We start from the raw sequence: 19,596 nt of genomic DNA, 5'->3' as shown, positions 1-19,596 counted from the left end.
TCAAAAATGATACCAAAAACATGAGTATTCCCTCTAAATATGATGCTAGTCAAGTAGAAAGCAAATGGTACGATTACTGGATGAAAAACAATTATTTTCACTCCGAACCTAACGAAAAAGAGCCATATACCATCGTAATTCCTCCGCCAAACGTGACTGGGATTTTACATATGGGGCACATGCTAAACAATACTATTCAAGATGTGCTTATCAGACGTGCCAGATTGCAAGGTAAAAATGCATGTTGGGTGCCAGGAACCGATCATGCTTCTATTGCTACGGAAGCAAAGGTGGTTGCTAAACTTAAAGAACAGGGAATCGATAAAAAAGACCTTTCACGCGAAGAGTTTCTAAAACATGCTTGGGACTGGACACATGAATATGGTGGTGTTATTTTAGAGCAGTTGAAGAAGTTGGGATGTTCTTGTGATTGGGATAGAACCAAATTCACCATGGATGATAACATGAGCGAATCTGTAATAAAGGTTTTTATCGACTTATATAATAAAGGATTGATTTACAGAGGTTTTAGAATGGTAAACTGGGATCCAGAAGCTAAAACTACGTTGTCTGATGAAGAAGTAAACTACGAGGAACGCCAAGGAAATTTATATTATTTAGAGTATGAAATTGTTGACAGTGATGAGAAAGTAACTATTGCAACCACACGACCAGAAACTATTTTAGGTGATACCGCTATTTGCATCAATCCTGACGATGAGCGTTTTACCCATCTAAAAGGAAAAAAAGCAATCGTTCCTCTGTGTGATAGGGTAATTCCGATTATAGAGGACGAATATGTGGATGTTGAATTTGGTACGGGTTGCTTAAAAGTAACCCCCGCACATGATGAAAATGACAAAAATTTAGGAGATAAGCACAATTTGGAGGTAATTGACATTTTTAATGAAGATGCCACACTAAATAGTTTCGGATTGCACTATGAGGGTAAGGACAGGTTCGTGGTTAGAAAGGAAATTGCCAAAGAATTAGAAGAAAAAGGTTATTTGGTTAAAACCGAAAAACATATTCATAAAGTGGGAACATCGGAACGTACCAAAGCTGTTATTGAACCACGACTTTCGGATCAGTGGTTTCTAAAAATGGAAGAATTGGCGAAACCTGCCATTAAGGCCGTTTTGGAAACCGAGGAAGTAAAGTTTTTCCCTAAAAAATTTGAAAATACGTACAGACATTGGATGGAAAATATTCGAGACTGGAATATCTCTCGTCAGTTATGGTGGGGGCATCGGATTCCTGCTTATTATTTTGGGGATGGTAAAGAAGATTTTGTAGTTGCCGAAAGTAGGGAAGAGGCTTTAGATAAAGCAATAGCCAAATCTAATAATGAAAATCTAAAGATTGAAAACTTAAGACAAGACAACGATGTTTTAGATACCTGGTTTTCTTCTTGGTTATGGCCAATGAGTGTGTTCGATGGCATTCGCAATCCTGAAAATGAAGATATTCAATATTATTATCCCACAAATGATTTAGTTACGGGTCCAGATATTCTATTCTTTTGGGTGGCAAGAATGCTTGTAGCAGGCTATGAGTTTAAAAATGAAAGGCCATTTGAGAATGTATATTTTACAGGGTTGGTTCGTGATAAACAACGCCGTAAAATGAGCAAACAGTTGGGTAATTCCCCCGATGCCTTAAAATTGATCGAAGAGTTTGGGGCGGACGGTGTTCGTGTAGGTTTACTGTTAAGTTCTGCTGCTGGTAACGATTTAATGTTCGATGAAGATCTTTGCCAACAGGGCAAACAATTTGCCAATAAAATTTGGAATGCCTTTAGATTGGTAAAAGGGTGGGAAACTGATAGGAATATCAATCAACCAAATTCAAGCAGAATTGCCATTGAATGGTTCGAAGCTAATTTCCAGCAAACTTTGTTAGAAATAGAAGACCATTTTAGTAAATATAGGTTATCAGATGCTTTGATGACGACCTATAAATTAATTTGGGATGATTTCTGTTCATGGTTGTTAGAAATGGTCAAACCTAATTATGGTGAACCTATCGATGGTAAAACCTATAAAAGTATCATCACTATTTTCGAGGGTAATCTAAAAATATTGCATCCGTTTATGCCATTTTTAACAGAAGAAATTTGGCAATTTATGGATGATAGAAGTCTCGAAGAAGCTTTAATCATAGCGGAATGGCCAAAAGGCAAAAAAGTAAATACTGAATTGATAATACAATTCGATTTTGCCAAAGAAGTAGTTTCTGGAATTAGAAACATCCGTAAAGAAAAAAATATATCGTTTAAAGAGAAAATAGAATTTTCTGTATTGAACAATGAAAAAACATCAACTGTTTTTGATGATGTAATTAAAAAATTGGGTAATTTAGAAAGTATCGAAACGGTTAACGAAGCAGTTCAAGGAGCATTGACTTTTAGGGTAAAATCCAACGAATATTTTATTCCCATTTCTGGAGTTGTAAATGTTGAAGATGAGATTAAGAAATTAACGGAAGAGTTAAACTACACCGAAGGGTTTTTAAAATCTGTTCAGAAAAAATTATCAAACGAACGTTTTGTTTCCAATGCACCCGAACAAGTGGTGGCAAGCGAAAAGCAAAAAGAAGCAGATGCAATTGCTAAAATTGAAACGTTAAAAGCAAGTTTGGCGAGTTTAGATTAAGTCTTGTTTAAGATATTTAAACGATAACCATGTAATATACTATATGATTGTAGTGAATTTGAAAGAATGAAAAAATTCCGATTAGTTTTAATAACAGAAAACCAAAATTCTGTTGAAAAAGGAAAGAGGTTTGCGAAATTGATATGTGAAAAACTTAATTCTGAAAACGGATTTGAAATTTCAAAATATGAGAAATTAACAAATTCGTACAGAATTGAAATTGTAGGAGAAATATCAGGATTGAACAACTCTATTTTAGAATCAATTGAATTAACTGATCGAATCTGTTCTCCTTGGATTATAACATTTGACCGAAAAGAAGATGAAGTAGAATTGATATTTAATAAATCTGAATCCTCACTATATTGTAATAACGCTTTTAATGTTTTGAACTGGGCTATCTTTGAAATAGAAAAATCATAAAAGTTGAGTTGAACGAAGTTCATAATTTATTTGTGAGCGTTGTAATAAAAATCTCATCCTAAAACATTATTTAACCTTAACAACTAACTATTCAATAGTCTTAGCAGAATCTGCTACCAATCGATTAATTTCGTTCAATTCCTTTTCTGTCAAATAACGCCATTGCCCAATGGGAATATCCAAATTTACATTCATTATCCGAACTCTTTTTAATTTAGTTACTCGGTAATCTAAATATTCGCACATTCTACGAATTTGTCTATTCAGACCTTGGGTTAAAACAATTTTAAACTGATTTTTATTCAATTGCACCACCTTGCATTTACGAGTAACGGTGTCTAAAATAGGAACACCATTTCCCATTTTTTGAATAAAATCTTTTGTTATAGGCTTATTAACTGTAACAATATATTCTTTTTCATGGTTGTTTCTTGCACGTAATATTTTATTAACGATATCGCCATCATTGGTTAAAAAGATAAGTCCTTCGCTTGGTTTGTCCAATCTGCCAATAGGAAAAATTCTAGATGGATAATTAATGTAGTCAATAATATTGTCTTTTTCTACTCTAGTATCTGTGGTGCAAACTATACCAATCGGTTTATTGAAAGCAATATAGACAGGCTTGTCTTTAGGTTCGGAAATTAGTTTTCCGTTTACTTTAACTTCATCTTCAGGCAAAATTTTTGTACCTAATTCAGGCACTTTACCATTTATGGTAACGCGACCTTCATTTATCAATTTGTCGGCCGCCCTTCTAGAGCAATAGCCAACTTCACTAAGGTATTTATTGATTCGGGTTCCTGTAGTTTCGTTCACTTTATTGAATTTACATGCAAAATAAAAAGAAAAAACCCATTGAGCAAAGCCAATGGGTTTATTAATATTGAGTTGAGGTAAGTTATTAAGAAAATAACTTTTCCATTTTTTGTTGTTCTTCGGCTGCTAATTGGGCATCTACTAAAATTCTTCCACTATGCTCGTCAGTTGTAATTTTTTTGCGGGTTGCAATTTCAACTATTTGTTGAGGCGGAATGGTAAAGAAAGAACCACCTGAAGCTCCTCTTTCAACGGGAACTACTGCCAATCCGTTTTTTACATTGGTTCTAATTCTTTTATAAGCGTTTAAAAGACGTTCATCAATTAATTTACTGTAATCGGCAAATTTTTTGTGCAACATTTTCTCTTCTTTTTCCGTTTCGGCTAAAATTGCATCTAGTTCGCCTTTTTTGTGCTTTAAGTGAGAATTTTTTTCTTTTAATTTTTCTTTGGCAGCACCAATAATTTCATTTTTTTGCTCAATTTTTGCAGAAAATTCTTTGATGTGCTTGTCGGCCAATTCTATTTCAAGTTCTTGAAATTCAATCTCTTTACTAATAGAATCAAACTCTCTGTTATTTCTAACGTTTTTTTGTTGCGTAGTATATTTTTTGATGAGAGCCTTAGCTTCTTCTATTGTATTTTTTCTATTTTTAATGCTGGTCTCTAAGTTCTCAATCTCATTGTTAAAATTGTTTAACCTAGTGTTTAAACCTTCAATTTCATCTTCTAAATCTTCAACTTCAAGCGGCAGTTCACCACGCATGTTTTTAATTTCATCAATTCTAGAATCAATCAATTGTAAATCGTATAAAGCTCTTAGTTTATCTTCTACGGTTAATTCTTTTTTTGCCATTTGTTTATATGTAATTGATAGGATTTGTATTTATTTCTGATAAAACGATTGCAAAATTACGGAATTTTTTTGTAAGATAATCTACCAAAAGATTTTTTGTGAACTGTTCGCTTTCATAATGCCCAATATCTGCTAAAACTACTTGATTTTCAGCCTTGTAGAAATCGTGATATTTAAAATCTGCCGAAACGTAAATATCAGCACCTGAGCTTTTAGCCGCATCAATGGCAAAACTGCCCGAACCCCCTAAAACCGCTACTTTATTTATAGGTTTATTCAGCAAATTTGAATGCCTGATCGCCTTTAAATTAAATGTACTTTTTAATAACGATAAAAATTCATCCTCGTTTACTGGTTCGGGCAGTTCACCAATCATACCCATACCGATATTTTGATGTGTATTATCGGTAGTTATAACATCATAAGCTACTTCTTCGTAAGGATGATTTTTAAAAAGTGCGGTTAGTACTTTGTTTTCTAAATGTTTTTCAAAAATAACGCTGATGAAAGTTTCTTTTTCTTGTTGTAAAACCCCTTTTTTTCCAATAGCTGGATTGGATTCTTCATTGCCCTTATAAGTCCCCAGCCCACGAATATTATAACTACAATTTTCGTAATTGCCAATAGCACCTGCACCTGCCTCAAATAAAGCTCTACGGACTCTATCGGCAGCTGTGTCTGGCACATAAGTGGTCAGTTTTTTTATAAATCCAGATTTTGGGAGTAAGATTTTTGTATTTGATAGATTTAATTTTTGAGCCATCATTGCCGAAACACCTTTGACCGAATTATCCAAAGCCGTGTGAATACTGTAAATGGCAATGTCATTTTTTATAGCCTTTAGCACAATACGTTCTACATAATTGTTTCCATTTATTTTTTTAAGCCCAGAAAAAATAATAGGGTGGAAGCTTACTATTAAATTGCAGTTTTTTGCAATAGCTTCGTCAACCACGCTCTCTAAAGTATCTAAAGTAACCAACACTCCTGTAACTTCGGTTTGGTAATTACCAACCAAAAGGCCTACATTATCAAAATCTTCAGCATAATAAAGGGGTGCAATTTCTTCAAGGGAGTTGGTAATGTCTTTTATGGTCATGGTTTGCGAAAAATCAAAATTCAAATGCCAAATTACAAATAAATATCAAAAGTGGATATAAAAACCGCAGACTTAAACTCAATTTTTGATTATTTTTGATAACTGTAATTATGATCAGAAAAACCGAGCATTGCCTTTTATGTGAAAATCAACGCTATGACTTCAAAGAAGGTGTATATTGTGGTATCACAGAAAAAAAACCTGATTTTAAAGAAACTTGTGACATCATTAATTTTGGAAAAACTTTAGAAGATAAAATATTGGAAGTAAACGTTGAACTTGATTTGGTAAAAAGAACTAAAGTTGATACTATCGGGCATTTGATAATTTTTACTTTAATTGGAATAGCCATAATTTATTTTGGGTTGTTTCTCGCAAATAAATATGGATTTTCTTTAATTGTACATGAAAGCATACTCGGAATTCGTGGATTCGGCACCATGGTTATTTTAGTTTCAATAGGTATTAGCCTTTTAATCTTTGCAATTGCACCGTTAAATCTCTACAGAAGTAATATCAAAATTGCAAAATTAAAGAAGCAAAAATTAGATCAAATTTTAGAGTTTTATAAGCTGCGTTACAATATTAATTTACAAATTAAAAAACATTGGGCCGGACATAAAGAAGTTGCTCATGAGTTGGATATTTATCCTTTAAAACAGAAAGGTCGGTATTTACTTTAGAAAATCAAATCTAAAATCTTAAGACTCATCTTTTTTCGAATCCTCCCAATACACATCCATTTCGGCTAAAGTCATTTCAGAAAGTTGTTTCCCTTCTTTTTTTGCTGCTTCTTCCAAAAATTGAAAGCGTTTTATAAACTTTTTGTTCGTTTTTTCTAAGGCATTTTCAGGATTTACTTTTATAAATCTGGCATAATTTATCAGAGAGAAAAGTACATCACCAAATTCACTTTCGATAGTTTCGGTATTCCCTTTTTTAATTTCAGATTCCAGTTCTAAAATTTCTTCTTTAACTTTATCAAAAACCTGATGGGGTTCTTCCCAATCAAAACCTACTCCTGCCACTTTATCCTGAATTCTATTGGCTTTCACTATGGCGGGCAAACTTTTTGGAACGCCTTCTAATACGCTATTTTTACCTTCTTTTAGTTTTAATTTTTCCCAATTTTGTTTGACTTCTTCTTCATCTTTCACATCAACATCACCATAAATATGAGGATGTCGGCTAATCAATTTATCAGAAATAGTATTGGCAACATCGGCTATATCAAAATCGTTGGTTTCGGATCCAATTTTTGCGTAAAAAACAATATGTAGTAAAAGATCGCCTAACTCTTTTTTAATTTCTTGAAGATCATTATCAAGTATGGCATCTCCTAGTTCATAGGTTTCTTCAATAGTTAAATGTCGTAGTGATTGAAGGGTTTGCTTTTTATCCCAAGGACATTTTTCACGTAGCTCATCCATTATATCTAACAGACGTTTAAAAGCGGATAAATGTTCTTTTCTGGACATGTTCTTTTAGTTAATTCCCTTTGCCCTTTGGGCATTTCCCCCCAGGGAAATTATCGGAACTTCTATTTATAAGTTCATTAAGTTTTTATAATAGAGTATGCTTCAAGTTCCCTCCCAAAAGGGGAAGGCTAGGGAAGGGCTTACTCTTCCTCGTCACTTTCCTCTTTAATTGAAGAAAAGTCAAAATTAGTGGCAGCAAGTACATTGTACCACTGTACCACTTTTTTAATGTTAGAAGCATAAACCCTTTCCTCGTCGTAGTTGGGCAGTACTTCGCTAAAAAAAGATTTTAGTTTATCATTGCTCTCTTTGTGGCTAAGGGCTTCTTTATTGTTTAATTTTTCTGCCATATTTTTCAATATATTTCGCAATGGCATCTCATCTTCATAAGTATAAATAGCAATATCATTAAGTACGCTCACGTTCTGCATGGCATTTACGGGCATTCTTTTTTTATCAATTAAGGATTGTACCAGTAATCCGCCTTTGGTTTGTGAAACGATTTCATATAATCCCGGTTTTCCGGTTATGGCAACTATTTTTTCTAAAGTCATATATTATTATTTTTTTGGAAATCTCATTCTGTAATCAACGTCAATATTTCCTTTACTTATATTATTTAATTTCTTTTTTAACAACCTTTTCTTTAATGATGATAATTTATCCGTAAATAAAATTCCCTCTATATGATCGTATTCATGTTGAACGACCCTAGCAGCCAATCCATCAATATGCTCAACATGTTTTTTAAAATTTTCATCAAAATACTCAATGGTTAACTTTTCCTTTCTAAAGACATCTTCATTAATATTGGGAATGCTCAAACAACCTTCGGCAAATGCCCATTCATTACCTTCTTCAGTAGTAATTTTAGCATTTATAAATACTTTATTGAAGTTTTTTAAAAATTTTTGTTCTTCCTTACTTAGCTCATCATCTTCACTAAATGGCGAGGTGTCAACAATAAATAAACGAATAGCTTTACCAATTTGGGGAGCTGCCAAGCCAACACCACGAGCATTTTTCATGGTTTCTTTCATGTTTTCAATAAGCTCCTTTAAGTTTGGATAATCCTTATCTATTTCCGCCCCTACTTTTCTCAAAACAGGATCTCCGTAAGCAACTATGGGTAATACCATTTGTAATTTTAATTTTTAAGGCTGTAAAGATACGATTGTAAAATAATTGTTGCACTAATTTCGTCAATTAATGCTTTATTTTGTCGCTGTTTTTTTTTTAGACCACTATCTATCATAGTCTGAAATGCCATTTTTGAGGTAAAACGTTCGTCAACTCTTTTAATAGGAATTGTTGGATGCAACTTTGTTAATCTATTAATAAAAGGAATAATTAGGGCTTCACTTTCCGAAACTTGATTGTTCATTTGTTTAGGTTCGCCTACTAAGAAAAGTTCAACTTTTTCTTGTTTAAGATAATCGTTTAAAAAATCAAAAAACTCATGTGTAGCTACAGTGGTAAGACCAGATGCAATAAGTTGCAGTTCGTCCGTAACGGCAATTCCAGTTCTTTTTTTACCATAATCTATTGCTAAAATTCGAGCCATATAATTTTTTAAGGTTAAATTTTATACAAAAATAACTTTTATGTTATAAACAGCTAAAATAATGTTGAATTTAAATGAAGGGGTTATATTTGTTGTCCGAATCTATAATCGTTTAAGCATGCAATTGTTTAAACGATAATAAAAAAAACTACAAACAGAAAACATGACCGAATTACAAAACAATATTGAAGCTGCATGGGACAACCGTGATTTATTAAAAGAACAAACCACACAACAAAACATTAGAGAAGTAATAACCTTATTGGATGAAGGAAAGTTACGCGTAGCTGAGCCTACAGCATCTGGTTGGCAAGTTAACGAATGGGTGAAAAAAGCAGTTGTACTGTATTTTCCCATTCAAAAAATGGAAGTTTTGGAGGCTGGAATTTTTGAATATCACGACAAAATGCCTTTGAAAAGAGGATACCAAGAAAAAGGAATTCGAGTAGTACCAAATGCAGTTGCCCGTCATGGAGCCTATATTTCAAGCGGCACAATTTTAATGCCCAGTTATGTAAATATTGGTGCTTACGTTGACGAAGGCACTATGGTGGATACTTGGGCAACAGTTGGTAGTTGTGCACAAATTGGTAAAAATGTACATCTAAGTGGAGGTGTAGGCATTGGTGGAGTGTTAGAACCATTGCAAGCCGCACCGGTAATAATTGAGGACAATTGTTTTATCGGTTCAAGGTGTATTGTAGTTGAAGGAGTTAGGGTTGAAAAAGAAGCGGTTTTAGGAGCTAACGTGGTTCTGACAATGAGCACTAAAATTATTGATGTGACAGGTGATGAACCAGTTATTTCAAAAGGTGTTGTTCCTGCGGGATCTGTGGTTATTCCAGGAAGCTATACAAAAACTTTTAAAGCTGGTAATTATAATGTGCCGTGTGCGTTGATTATTGGCAAAAGAAAAGAGAGCACCAATAAAAAGACCTCATTAAACGATGCTCTGAGAGAATACGATGTGGCGGTATAAATAAATTATGCTTTGAACTGACTTGGAAGTTGTAATTAACCTAACTACCTTAACATGCCTTACGATAATTTTCCAAATTATGATATTGATGTCGTATTCACTTGGGTAGATGGCGATGATGATGACCACCGAAAAAAGTTAAATGCTTATTTGAACCCTAATCAAAAGAAGAACAACCAGACAGCTTTAAAAAATAGGTACAACCAAATTAATGAGATAGAATATGCTATAAAGTCTATTTTAAAAAATGCCACTTATGTTAGAAATATATTTATTGTTACAGACAACCAAACACCTTTATTTTTAAAAAATTTAGATAGTGATCATAAACTTTTTTCTAAAGTTAAAATTATAGACCATAAAACTATTTTTAAAGGATATGAACAATATTTACCTACTTTTAACTCTAGGGCAATTGAAACATTACTTTATAAAATTCCTGATTTAGCGGAACATTTTTTGTACTTTAATGATGACTTTTTTTTATTAGGTAAAACACGACCCGAGGATTTTTTTGAAAAAGGGCAACCTGTATTAAGAGGCAAATGGTCAAAATTTGAAGAGGATGTTTTGTACAAACAAATATTGAGTATATTAAAAATTAAGAAAGTAAACAAAAAAAGAGCAGGCCATAAACGGGCACAGCAAAAGGGAGCCAAAATTCTTGGTTTTAATAGGTATTATAAATTCCATCATACCCCAAGTCCATTAAGAAAATCTACTTTTCAACATTTTTTTAAAGAGAACAAACACTTAGAAGAAGAAAATATAAAGTATAAGCTAAGAAATGTAAATCAGTTTTTACCTCATGGTTTAATAAATCACGTAGAAATCAAAAACAATACATGTGTTTTAAAAAACGATTATCAATTGGTTTATTTTGGTTCTTATAAAAAGCCCTTAATTTGGTTCAAACTAATGTTAAATATAAATGAACTAAGGAAAAACAAATTATTTTTGAACATGCAAAATTTAACCTCTTGCCCAGAAAGTAAATTGCAATATATTGTTCAATGGCTAAAAGATAAATTCAACTAATTTTTCACCATTGATAGGCAATAACAAAATAACGGCAATAATCCCCACATTAAACGAAGAAGATAATATTGCAGCTGCTATTAAAAATGTAGAATTTGCGGACGAAATTATTGTAATAGATTCTTTTAGTAGCGATAATACTATTGAAATAGCACAAGAAAATAAAGTACGTATTTTACAACGTGTTTTTGACGATTTTTCATCACAAAAAAACTTTGCCATAGATAAGGCAAAACACAGTTGGATATATGTTTTGGATGCTGATGAACGCATTTCGGATAAATTAAAAAATGAAATTATCCAAACACTAAATAACCCCGGAGAATATGTAGGTTTTTATATATATCGTAGCTTTTATTTCATGGGCAAAAAACTTCGGTTTAGTGGTTATCGGAACGATAAGGTAATTAGGCTCTTTAAAAAAGATAAATGCAAGTATGATGGTAAATTAGTGCACGAAAACATTAATGCGGTTGGTGAATTAAGCTTTTTAAAGAATAAAATAGAACATTATACCTATAAAAACTATGGTCATTATTTGCAAAAAACGAATAATTACGCTTATTTAAAGGCATTGTCATTATACAAAAATGGAAAGCGTCCCAACCTTTACCATTTTTTAATTAAACCACCAGTTAGGTTTTTTATACATTATTTTTTTAAGTTAGGAATTTTAGATGGGTATCAGGGTTTGGTAATGTCAAGTGTACAGGCCTATGGTGTGTTTTCCAGATATGTACACTTAAGAAATTTAAATAATAAAAGTTAATCTTTTATAATATCATAAGGGGTTTTTTACCATATTATTTTATTGGAAATATGATTGAAGAAGTTAAAAAGAGTCTAGAAATACTACAAAAATGCAAAACCATACTTTATCCCACTGATACTGTATGGGGGTTAGGTTGTGATGCGACTGACGAAGAAGCGGTTTCAAAAATTTATACCATAAAAAAAAGGGAAGAAAGCAAAAGTCTGGTTATTTTGGTAGATGGGTTGGAAATGCTAGAAAATTATGTGAAAAATATTTCTGCAAAAGTTTTGGAAATATTGAAAAATTCAGAAAGACCAACTACCATAATCTATAACAACCCTGTTGGATTGGCAAAAAACGTAACCGCAAAAGATAATACAGTTGCCATAAGAGTTGTAAAACACCGTTTTTGCCAAAACTTAATTGCTGCGTTTGGCAAACCTATAGTTTCTACTTCGGCAAATATTAGTGGTAACACTACACCAAATTCATTTATAGAAATTGACAATTCTATTTTGGAGGGTGTTGATTATGTGGTAAATTTGGACCGAGATAAAATAATGAATCAGCCTTCAAGAATTATTAAGGTTTTAGAGGATAAAACATTGCAAATTATACGAGAGTGATTATTTTAAATTGTTGTCATTCAGAGTGTAGCTTAGTGAAACGAAGAATCTTTTAAATGTTTACTTATATTTAAAAGATTCCTCGTGCCTCGGAATGACAGTTAAAGACAAAAGAAAAAATACCATTGAACAATTATAAAGACGCTTTAGTATCAGAAATATTCCAACACATTTCAAAAGCTTCCAAATCGCTCGGTTTGGAGAGTTATGTTATTGGAGGCTTTGTTCGTGATTTTTTATTAAAAAGAGACAGTGGGGCAAAAGACATTGATATAGTCACTGTTGGTAGCGGTATTAAATTGGCAAAAAAAGTTGGGAGTTTATTGCCAAATAATCCTCAAGTTCAAATTTTTAAAACTTATGGAACCGCTATGCTGCGTTTTGGAGAATTAGAAGTTGAGTTTGTCGGTGCTAGAAAAGAATCTTACACCAAAGAAAGCCGGAACCCAGAGGTTGAGCAAGGAACATTGCAAGATGACCAAAACCGTCGCGATTTTACCATCAACGCAATGGCACTGAGCTTAAATGAAGATAATTATGGTGATTTATTGGATCCGTTTAACGGAGTTGATGATTTAAAAAAAGGAATTATTAAAACACCGTTAGACCCAGACATTACGTATTCAGATGATCCTTTACGGATGATGCGTGCCATACGTTTTGCAACACAATTAAATTTTACTATTGAGCAAAATTCTTTAAATGCAATCACTAAAAACGCCACCAGAATAGATATAATTACCAAAGAACGGATTGTTGAAGAACTTCATAAAATATTATTATCCGATAAACCGTCTATCGGATTTAAACTTCTTGAAAAAACGAATTTATTAGAACGTTTTTTGCCCGAATTAACTGCTTTAAAAGGCGTAGAAGAGGAGAAAGGGCAACGCCACAAAGATAATTTTTATCATACTTTGCAAGTTGTTGATAATATTTCAGAACATACCGATAATTTGTGGTTACGCTGGACGGCACTTTTACATGATATTGGCAAAGCACCAACAAAACGCTTTGACAAAAAACTGGGCTGGACGTTCCATGGCCATGAGTTCGTCGGGTCTAAAATGGTTTACAAATTGTTTAAACGCCTAAAAATGCCGTTGAACGAAAAGATGAAGTATGTTCAGAAATTGGTGTTGTTAAGCTCTAGGCCTGTAATTTTAGCAGAAGATGTAACCGACTCAGCAGTTAGGCGTTTAATTTTTGATGCTGGAGAGGATATTGACGATTTAATGACGCATTGTGAAGCCGATATCACCACCCAAAATCCTAAAAAAAGAAAGCAATACCTGAATAATTTTAAAATGGTACGCGAAAAAATTGCCGATGTAGAAGAACGCGACCAAGTGCGTAATTTTCAACCGCCAATTACAGGAGAAATTATCATGGAAACCTTTAACCTAAAACCTTGCCGAGAAATAGGAACTTTAAAAGAAGCTATAAAAGAGGCAATTTTAGAAGGCGAAATTAAAAATAACTATGTTGAGGCGTATCAGTTTATGATAAAGAAGGCTGAGAAGATGGGGTTAAAAAAAGTCTAATTTAAATAACTCCCCGATGGCTCTTTAAGGATAGTCTGTTTTAAGAAATTTTTTATCAGCAAAACTTTTTCGTTGAGTGTAAACCAAACAATTTATCGGGTTAAACCTTGATTCTAACAGTACTCATCTTCTTAAAATTATTAGTTAATTAATTTTATTATCTTTTCGCCCTTAAAACAGCCCTATATTTAGCGAGTTATCTGTAATAAATCTGAACCATTAATTTATGATTAAAAAAATAAAAACACGAGTAGAAAAGTTGATGAAGCATGGGCGATTCAGATTGAGCTCAAATAACAATCCGTTATTTATAGGATATTATAAATATTTTTACAGACCCAAAAAAGGTAGTATAAGCGAGTTTATACATGAATATTCGCTTTCAAAGGGAGATTCGTTTTTTGTTATACAAATTGGAGCGAATGATGGTATAAACAATGACCCCATACACAAATTTATTAAGCGTGATAGCTGGAAAGGCGTATTGCTTGAACCGCAGTCTTACGTTCACAAACAATACTTGAGCCAAGTATATAAAAAGAATAAAGGAATCCACACATTAAATGCAGCCATAAGTTCAGAAAACGGTAGTCAAAAACTGTATAAAATAGGCTTTTGCGATATGCGTTGGGCAACTGGTTTGGCATCTTTTCAAAGAGAAAGTCTGGAAAAAGCTTTTTCTTCAGGGCAAGTAGAGGGTAATTGTAGAAAATATAATGTGGAAATCCCCACTGCCGATGAGCAAATTGTTACAGAAGATATTATGACGATTAGCCCAGAAACCTTGATTGAGAAATATAAAATCTCTAAAATTGATTTATTGCAGATTGATACTGAGGGATACGATTACGAAGTGATTAAAATTTTTAATATTGAAAAATTTAAGCCAAAGGTGGTCATTTTTGAAAATAAGCACTTATCTGAAAAAGACTTGAAAGAATGTTGTGAACATTTCATAAAAAACAGCTACGCCGTTAAAAATTTTGGTAGGGATACAATCGCAATGCAATATCCTTTGGAGAGCTTTGAAAAGTTTTTTGTTAATTAACAACTTTGTCCAACAATAATTTAGACAGTATTAAATAAGCGTTTCGTGTAACTTTAAGAATTATTTTGTCAAAGCTGACAAAATATTTAAAAGATGAAATTAAGAATCTCAATTACTTACTTCAAAATATCCCTAGCAATAACCAACTTTTGAATTTCCGTAGTACCTTCACCAATAGTACATAATTTTGAATCTCTGTAAAATTTTTCTACAGGGAATTCTTTAGAATAACCATAACCGCCATGTATTTGAACGGCTTCGTTGGCGGCTTTAACACAAACTTCCGAAGCGTACATTTTTGCCATGGCACCTGCTTTTGTAACACTTTTACCGGCATTCTTAAGAGCGGCAGCTTTATGTAACAATAGTTCTGAGGCCTCAATTTCTGTAGCCATATCTACCAATTTAAAAGATATACCTTGGAATTGGCTAATGGGCTTACCAAACTGGACACGTTCTTTTGAGTATTTTAAAGCAGCTTCATAAGCACCTTTGGCTATACCCAAACTCAATGCACCAATAGAAATTCTACCGCCATCCAGAACCTTAAGAGCTTGGATAAATCCGTTACCTTCTTCTCCCAATAAATTATCTTTATGGATTCTGCAATTATCAAATATAAGTTCAGCGGTTTCAGATGCCCTCATGCCCAATTTATCTTCTTTTTTGCCAGAGGTAAATCCTTTTGTTCCTTTTTCAATCACAAAAGCAGACATTCCGTGCGAATCTCCTTTTTCGCCAGTTCTGGCAATTACCACGGCAATATCACCACTAATACCATGGGTAATAAAGTTTTTAGCTCCGTTTAGTACATAATAATCTCCATCTTTAGTCGCTGTGGTGTTCATACCCCCAGCATCAGATCCTGTATTGTGTTCGGTAAGTCCCCAAGCACCGATCCATTCTGCATTAGCTAATTTTGGCAACCATTTTTTCTTTTGAGCATCATTACCGAAGTAATAAATATGACCGCTACACAGTGAATTATGAGCAGCAACCGACAACCCTATTGACGGATCTACTTTAGAGATTTCTTCTATAATGGCAATATATTCATGATATCCAAGTCCTGATCCACCATATTCTTCGGGGATAAAAACGCCCATAAAACCCATCTCACCTGCTTTTTTAAACAGAGAAACTGGAAAAGTTTGTGCCTCGTCCCATTCCATAATATGTGGAAGGATATATTTTTCGGCAAATTCTTTTGCCGCATCGGCTATATGCTTTTGTTCTTCGGAATATTCAAAATTCATCATAAATATATAATTGTGTAATCAAGCCCCTTTGTCCTATGAACATTTCCCCGCCAACAGGCGGGGAAACATCGGAACTCCAATTTATACGGCTATTTTGTTTAAAAAATTATTTTTATCCGTACTAATTCCCTTCCCTTTGGGAAGGGTTAGGGATGGGCTATTATTTCGCTTCCAAATATAAGGCTATTCTATCGAATTTATCAATGGGAAAGTCGGGTATTTTCTTTAGTTCTTCTAACGATTGTATTTCAGCAACTTCGTCACGGTATTCAAATATTTTTTTGGTCAATTCATAATCAATATAAATGATAGACAATACCTCTTTGAACGTTGCAGTGTTTACGTTAATCTTTTTGATGGCTGGTGTTGAAAGTATTTTAAATTGTGCCAATACCTTATCGGCTACTTCTTTATCTAGATAATATACTTCGTAAAGCTGTTGGTTTATTAAAAAACCGCCAAGTTTAGTTCTATAGCTGATGATACGTTGTGATAATTTTTCGCCAATGCCGTTTATTAATTGTAAATCTTCTGCTGTCGCTTTATTTAAATCGCGAATTTTGATGGGTTTTTCCTCAACTTTAGTTACGGGTTTTTCATTTTTTTCTTGGTTTTCATATTTATTATCAGCCCAGTTATTCAATTTCTTTTTAGGATTTGTAACCCAATCTGGAAATTTAAAATAAGGTGATATTTCCGCTAATAGACTATCTGATACTTTTGTGATTTCTTGAAATTCCTTAGCAGAGTTCACAAATTTTCCGTCTGCTCTGTGTTTTAAAAGCCTATCGATTTCATCAGGGGTCATTCCTAATTGATATCCTTTAAAATCTGTCAAAAAACTTGGATTAAATGGGTAGATTTTAACGCTAGGTTCATTGTCCTTTTCAGCTAATTTAATTTGTTTTAGCGAATCGATTTCTTGTTGAAATTGACTTATTTCGGCATCGTCAACACCACTATTTTTCTCAAACATTGGAACAACAAAAAAATAGACTAGTTGCAGTAGTACGATAAGTAAAGCCAAAAAGAAAATCCCATTTCGTTGGCTTTTATTGAACCAGAAATGGGATTTTAAATCTTTCATTCTAAAACTTTATTAATCTATTGCATTTGCTTTCAGCTTAATGGCATCGAGGTATCTCTTCAGCTGTTTTTTAACTATTGGGAATAAGAAATATAGACCTATCATGTTCGGGAATACCATTGCAAAAATCATTGCGTCTGAAAAATCCCAAATAGATTTCATACTCGCTGCAGCTCCAATAACCACAAATAATAAGAATAATAATTTATATGTTAAGTCAGCAACTTTACCTCTTCCAAATAAAAATTTCCAAGATTGTAAACCGTAGTATGACCACGAAATCATTGTAGATACAGCAAATAATACCACAGCAATTGTTAAAAACACATTAGAATAAGGAATGTATTCTGCAAAGGCCTTGGCAGTAATACCAGCACCCTCAAAAGATTCCCCATTAATTATAGCCACGCCTTCTCCAGTAATATCTCCATATTCAAAAAATCCGCCAAAGTTAAATATAATAATAACCAACGCGGTCATTGTACAAATAACAACGGTATCTATAAAAGGCTCTAACAAGGCAACCAGTCCTTCACTAGCTGAATATTTGGTACGAACCGCAGAGTGAGCTATTGAGGCAGAACCGGCTCCCGCTTCATTAGAAAACGCCGCTCTTTTAAACCCAACTAATAATACACCTATAAAGCCTCCTACGCCAATTGCTTTAGGATTAAATGCTTCTGTAAAAATTAAACTAAAAGCATCATCGATAAGGGTAAAATTGCTAAAGATTATATATAGACAACATAAAATATAAAGTAATGCCATAAATGGAACTACCTTTTCTGTAACTGAAGCAATTCTTTTGATACCTCCTATGATTATTATACCAACGGTAATAGCTAGTATAACACCTATCCAAAACCCAGCCTGAGTGCTTTCAAGCCCAAATAATTCTTTTAATACTATAGTTGCTTGATTTGATTGAGCAGCATTACCACCTCCAAATGAACCACCAATACAAAATATTGAAAATAGTACAGCAGTAATTTTACCTAAAGTAGCAAATCCTTTTTCCGTTAATCCCTTTTTAAGATAATACATTGGTCCGCCATACACAGTTCCGTCTGCCCCCACATCTCTATATTGCACACCAAGTGTACATTCTACAAACTTCGTTGACATACCTAGTAAACCACAAATTACCATCCAAAAGGTTGCTCCAGGACCACCAAGAGCAATTGCCAAAGCAACACCTGCAATATTTCCATTACCAACTGTGCCTGAAACTGCTGTGGCTAAGGCTTGAAAATGTGATACTTCCCCTTCTGAGCTTTCATCCCTAATTGTATCGACGATATCTCCATCTATGGCCAAATCCTCATTAGCTGTGAGCTTTTCTTCTATTTTATTAAGGTGTTCGTCAATATCTACTTTATTGAGATCGATACCTTGGGCAATGCCGCCCTCCCCGTATAGTTCTTTAGCACCGTGTTTTTCAATATCTTCATATTTCCCTCTTACAGTATTGATTGCCTTTCCGAAGTATCTAATATTAGGAAAACCAAAATATACAGTAAAAAAAGCTGCACTAAAAACCAGTAATATAAGCACAAAAGGTGTACCAGCTATTTCAAAGAAAATAACGTTGGACATAAAATCCGAAATTGGCTTAAATGCCGTATCAATTTTTTGGTCGATACCGATTTCTTTCGTTTCTTGAGCAAAATTGATAAATGGAACTAAAAATACAAGTAGAGTCAGTAACTTTTTATTCATAATGAAAGGAGTTGATTTTTATATTTTACGTTGCAATATCATAAAAAAAAAGCAGTTAATGAAAATTTTGAGATTAAATATTGAATAAACATTATTTTATACTGTCTAAAATCTAAAAAAATGCTTATCTTATGACCTAGAAAAACTAACCATTAAATGAGTAAAAAAACATTAGTAATCGGTGCTTCAATAAAACCGAGCAGGTATGCTTATATTGCCATAAAGAGATTGCTTGATAAGAATTACGATGTAAAAGCAATAGGTTCAAAACAAGGGTTAATTGGCATAGTACGAATAGAAACAGGTAAACCCCAATATAAAGATATACATACTGTTACTTTGTATTTAAATCCGGACAGGCAAGAAGAGTATTACGATTATATAATAGCATTAAAACCCAAGCGGGTAATCTTTAACCCAGGTACTGAAAACCAAGAATTTGTTGACTTGCTAAAGAAAAATAAAATTGAAGCTGAAGTGGCTTGTACTTTAGTGCTGTTGTCTGTTGATGAGTATTAATAACTCTATTTTAAAATTCTCTTAGCTTTAAATATTTATAAATGTTGTCCGAAATTATCCAAATTGGATGTTTTCGGACTTTTTTAATTTTCAATGCACTAGCTTTATTTTTTAATTTTAAATAAAGCAA

General features: G+C 33.2%; 20 protein-coding genes. 10 read left to right on the top strand and 10 right to left on the bottom strand.

What is annotated here, in order from left to right:
• Window positions 1–20 precede the first annotated feature (20 nt).
• Both UMM65_RS00485 and UMM65_RS00480 read left to right on the top strand, forming a co-directional pair.
• Window positions 21–2,654 (top strand): valine--tRNA ligase, encoded by a 2,634-nt coding sequence (locus UMM65_RS00485; RefSeq protein ID WP_321974791.1) that lies wholly within the window; start codon window positions 21–23, stop codon window positions 2,652–2,654.
• Window positions 2,655–2,720: 66 nt separating this feature from the next.
• The gene (locus UMM65_RS00480) at window positions 2,721–3,077 is read left to right on the top strand and encodes a hypothetical protein (RefSeq protein WP_321974485.1); all 357 of its coding nucleotides are present in this window, start codon (window positions 2,721–2,723) and stop codon (window positions 3,075–3,077) included.
• 87 nt (window positions 3,078–3,164) lie between these two features.
• On the opposite strand, the gene rluF is transcribed toward UMM65_RS00480, so the two are convergent.
• The 3 genes from rluF to UMM65_RS00465 all read right to left on the bottom strand — a co-directional run bounded on the left by rluF (window position 3,165) and on the right by UMM65_RS00465 (window position 5,851).
• Entirely contained in the window at window positions 3,165–3,896 is a 732-nt protein-coding gene (gene rluF / locus UMM65_RS00475; protein ID WP_321974484.1) for a 23S rRNA pseudouridine(2604) synthase RluF, read from the bottom strand.
• 85 nt (window positions 3,897–3,981) lie between these two features.
• Window positions 3,982–4,752 (bottom strand): zinc ribbon domain-containing protein, encoded by a 771-nt coding sequence (locus tag UMM65_RS00470; protein WP_321974483.1) that lies wholly within the window; start codon window positions 4,750–4,752, stop codon window positions 3,982–3,984.
• 4 nt (window positions 4,753–4,756) lie between these two features.
• Window positions 4,757–5,851, bottom strand: coding sequence for a Nif3-like dinuclear metal center hexameric protein (locus UMM65_RS00465; protein ID WP_321974482.1), 1,095 nt, complete (start codon window positions 5,849–5,851; stop codon window positions 4,757–4,759).
• Between the two features lie 110 nt (window positions 5,852–5,961).
• Between UMM65_RS00465 and UMM65_RS00460 the strand changes: the two genes are divergently transcribed.
• Window positions 5,962–6,534, top strand: a complete 573-nt coding sequence (locus UMM65_RS00460) for a hypothetical protein (protein WP_321974481.1) — start codon at window positions 5,962–5,964, stop codon at window positions 6,532–6,534.
• An 18-nt stretch (window positions 6,535–6,552) separates the two neighbouring features.
• On the opposite strand, the gene mazG is transcribed toward UMM65_RS00460, so the two are convergent.
• The 4 genes from mazG to ruvX form a co-directional block, all read right to left on the bottom strand.
• On the bottom strand, window positions 6,553–7,329 hold the full coding sequence (gene mazG / locus UMM65_RS00455; RefSeq protein ID WP_321974480.1) for a nucleoside triphosphate pyrophosphohydrolase: 777 nt from the start codon (window positions 7,327–7,329) through the stop codon (window positions 6,553–6,555).
• Window positions 7,330–7,469: 140 nt separating this feature from the next.
• Complete coding sequence (locus UMM65_RS00450; RefSeq protein WP_321974479.1) at window positions 7,470–7,883, bottom strand: DUF5606 family protein; 414 nt, start codon at window positions 7,881–7,883, stop codon at window positions 7,470–7,472.
• A 6-nt stretch (window positions 7,884–7,889) separates the two neighbouring features.
• Complete coding sequence (def, locus tag UMM65_RS00445) at window positions 7,890–8,468, bottom strand: peptide deformylase (protein ID WP_321974478.1); 579 nt, start codon at window positions 8,466–8,468, stop codon at window positions 7,890–7,892.
• Between the two features lie 8 nt (window positions 8,469–8,476).
• A complete protein-coding gene (ruvX, locus tag UMM65_RS00440) occupies window positions 8,477–8,893 on the bottom strand; it encodes a Holliday junction resolvase RuvX (RefSeq protein WP_321974477.1) in 417 nt (138 codons plus the stop codon).
• A gap of 163 nt (window positions 8,894–9,056) precedes the next feature.
• On the opposite strand from ruvX, the gene UMM65_RS00435 reads away from it, so the two are divergent.
• The 6 genes from UMM65_RS00435 (at window position 9,057) to UMM65_RS00410 (ending at window position 14,882) form a co-directional block, all read left to right on the top strand.
• Window positions 9,057–9,872: a 2,3,4,5-tetrahydropyridine-2,6-dicarboxylate N-succinyltransferase gene (locus tag UMM65_RS00435; protein ID WP_321974476.1), complete on the top strand. Its 816-nt coding sequence runs from the start codon at window positions 9,057–9,059 to the stop codon at window positions 9,870–9,872.
• Window positions 9,873–9,926: 54 nt separating this feature from the next.
• Window positions 9,927–10,910: a stealth family protein gene (locus UMM65_RS00430; RefSeq protein WP_321974475.1), complete on the top strand. Its 984-nt coding sequence runs from the start codon at window positions 9,927–9,929 to the stop codon at window positions 10,908–10,910.
• Window positions 10,911–10,920: 10 nt separating this feature from the next.
• On the top strand, window positions 10,921–11,679 hold the full coding sequence (locus tag UMM65_RS00425; RefSeq protein ID WP_321974474.1) for a glycosyltransferase family 2 protein: 759 nt from the start codon (window positions 10,921–10,923) through the stop codon (window positions 11,677–11,679).
• 50 nt (window positions 11,680–11,729) lie between these two features.
• Entirely contained in the window at window positions 11,730–12,290 is a 561-nt protein-coding gene (locus UMM65_RS00420; protein WP_321974473.1) for an L-threonylcarbamoyladenylate synthase, read from the top strand.
• Window positions 12,291–12,409: 119 nt separating this feature from the next.
• A complete protein-coding gene (locus UMM65_RS00415) occupies window positions 12,410–13,834 on the top strand; it encodes a CCA tRNA nucleotidyltransferase (RefSeq protein ID WP_321974790.1) in 1,425 nt (474 codons plus the stop codon).
• Between the two features lie 226 nt (window positions 13,835–14,060).
• A complete protein-coding gene (locus UMM65_RS00410) occupies window positions 14,061–14,882 on the top strand; it encodes an FkbM family methyltransferase (protein ID WP_321974472.1) in 822 nt (273 codons plus the stop codon).
• Window positions 14,883–14,998: 116 nt separating this feature from the next.
• Here UMM65_RS00410 and UMM65_RS00405 read toward each other — a convergent pair whose 3' ends face one another.
• The 3 genes from UMM65_RS00405 to UMM65_RS00395 form a co-directional block, all read right to left on the bottom strand.
• Window positions 14,999–16,138, bottom strand: coding sequence for an acyl-CoA dehydrogenase family protein (locus UMM65_RS00405; RefSeq protein WP_321974789.1), 1,140 nt, complete (start codon window positions 16,136–16,138; stop codon window positions 14,999–15,001).
• Window positions 16,139–16,301: 163 nt separating this feature from the next.
• The gene (locus UMM65_RS00400; protein ID WP_321974471.1) at window positions 16,302–17,228 is read right to left on the bottom strand and encodes a ComEA family DNA-binding protein; all 927 of its coding nucleotides are present in this window, start codon (window positions 17,226–17,228) and stop codon (window positions 16,302–16,304) included.
• Window positions 17,229–17,240: 12 nt separating this feature from the next.
• A complete protein-coding gene (locus UMM65_RS00395; protein ID WP_321974470.1) occupies window positions 17,241–18,947 on the bottom strand; it encodes an alanine/glycine:cation symporter family protein in 1,707 nt (568 codons plus the stop codon).
• A 156-nt stretch (window positions 18,948–19,103) separates the two neighbouring features.
• Between UMM65_RS00395 and UMM65_RS00390 the strand changes: the two genes are divergently transcribed.
• The gene (locus tag UMM65_RS00390) at window positions 19,104–19,466 is read left to right on the top strand and encodes a CoA-binding protein (RefSeq protein WP_321974469.1); all 363 of its coding nucleotides are present in this window, start codon (window positions 19,104–19,106) and stop codon (window positions 19,464–19,466) included.
• Window positions 19,467–19,596 lie beyond the last annotated feature (130 nt).

The sequence above is a fragment of the Aureibaculum koreense genome (assembly GCF_034296135.1).
In the GTDB taxonomy this organism is placed as follows: domain Bacteria; phylum Bacteroidota; class Bacteroidia; order Flavobacteriales; family Flavobacteriaceae; genus Aureibaculum.
This window is presented reverse-complemented; position numbering and strand designations above follow the sequence as displayed.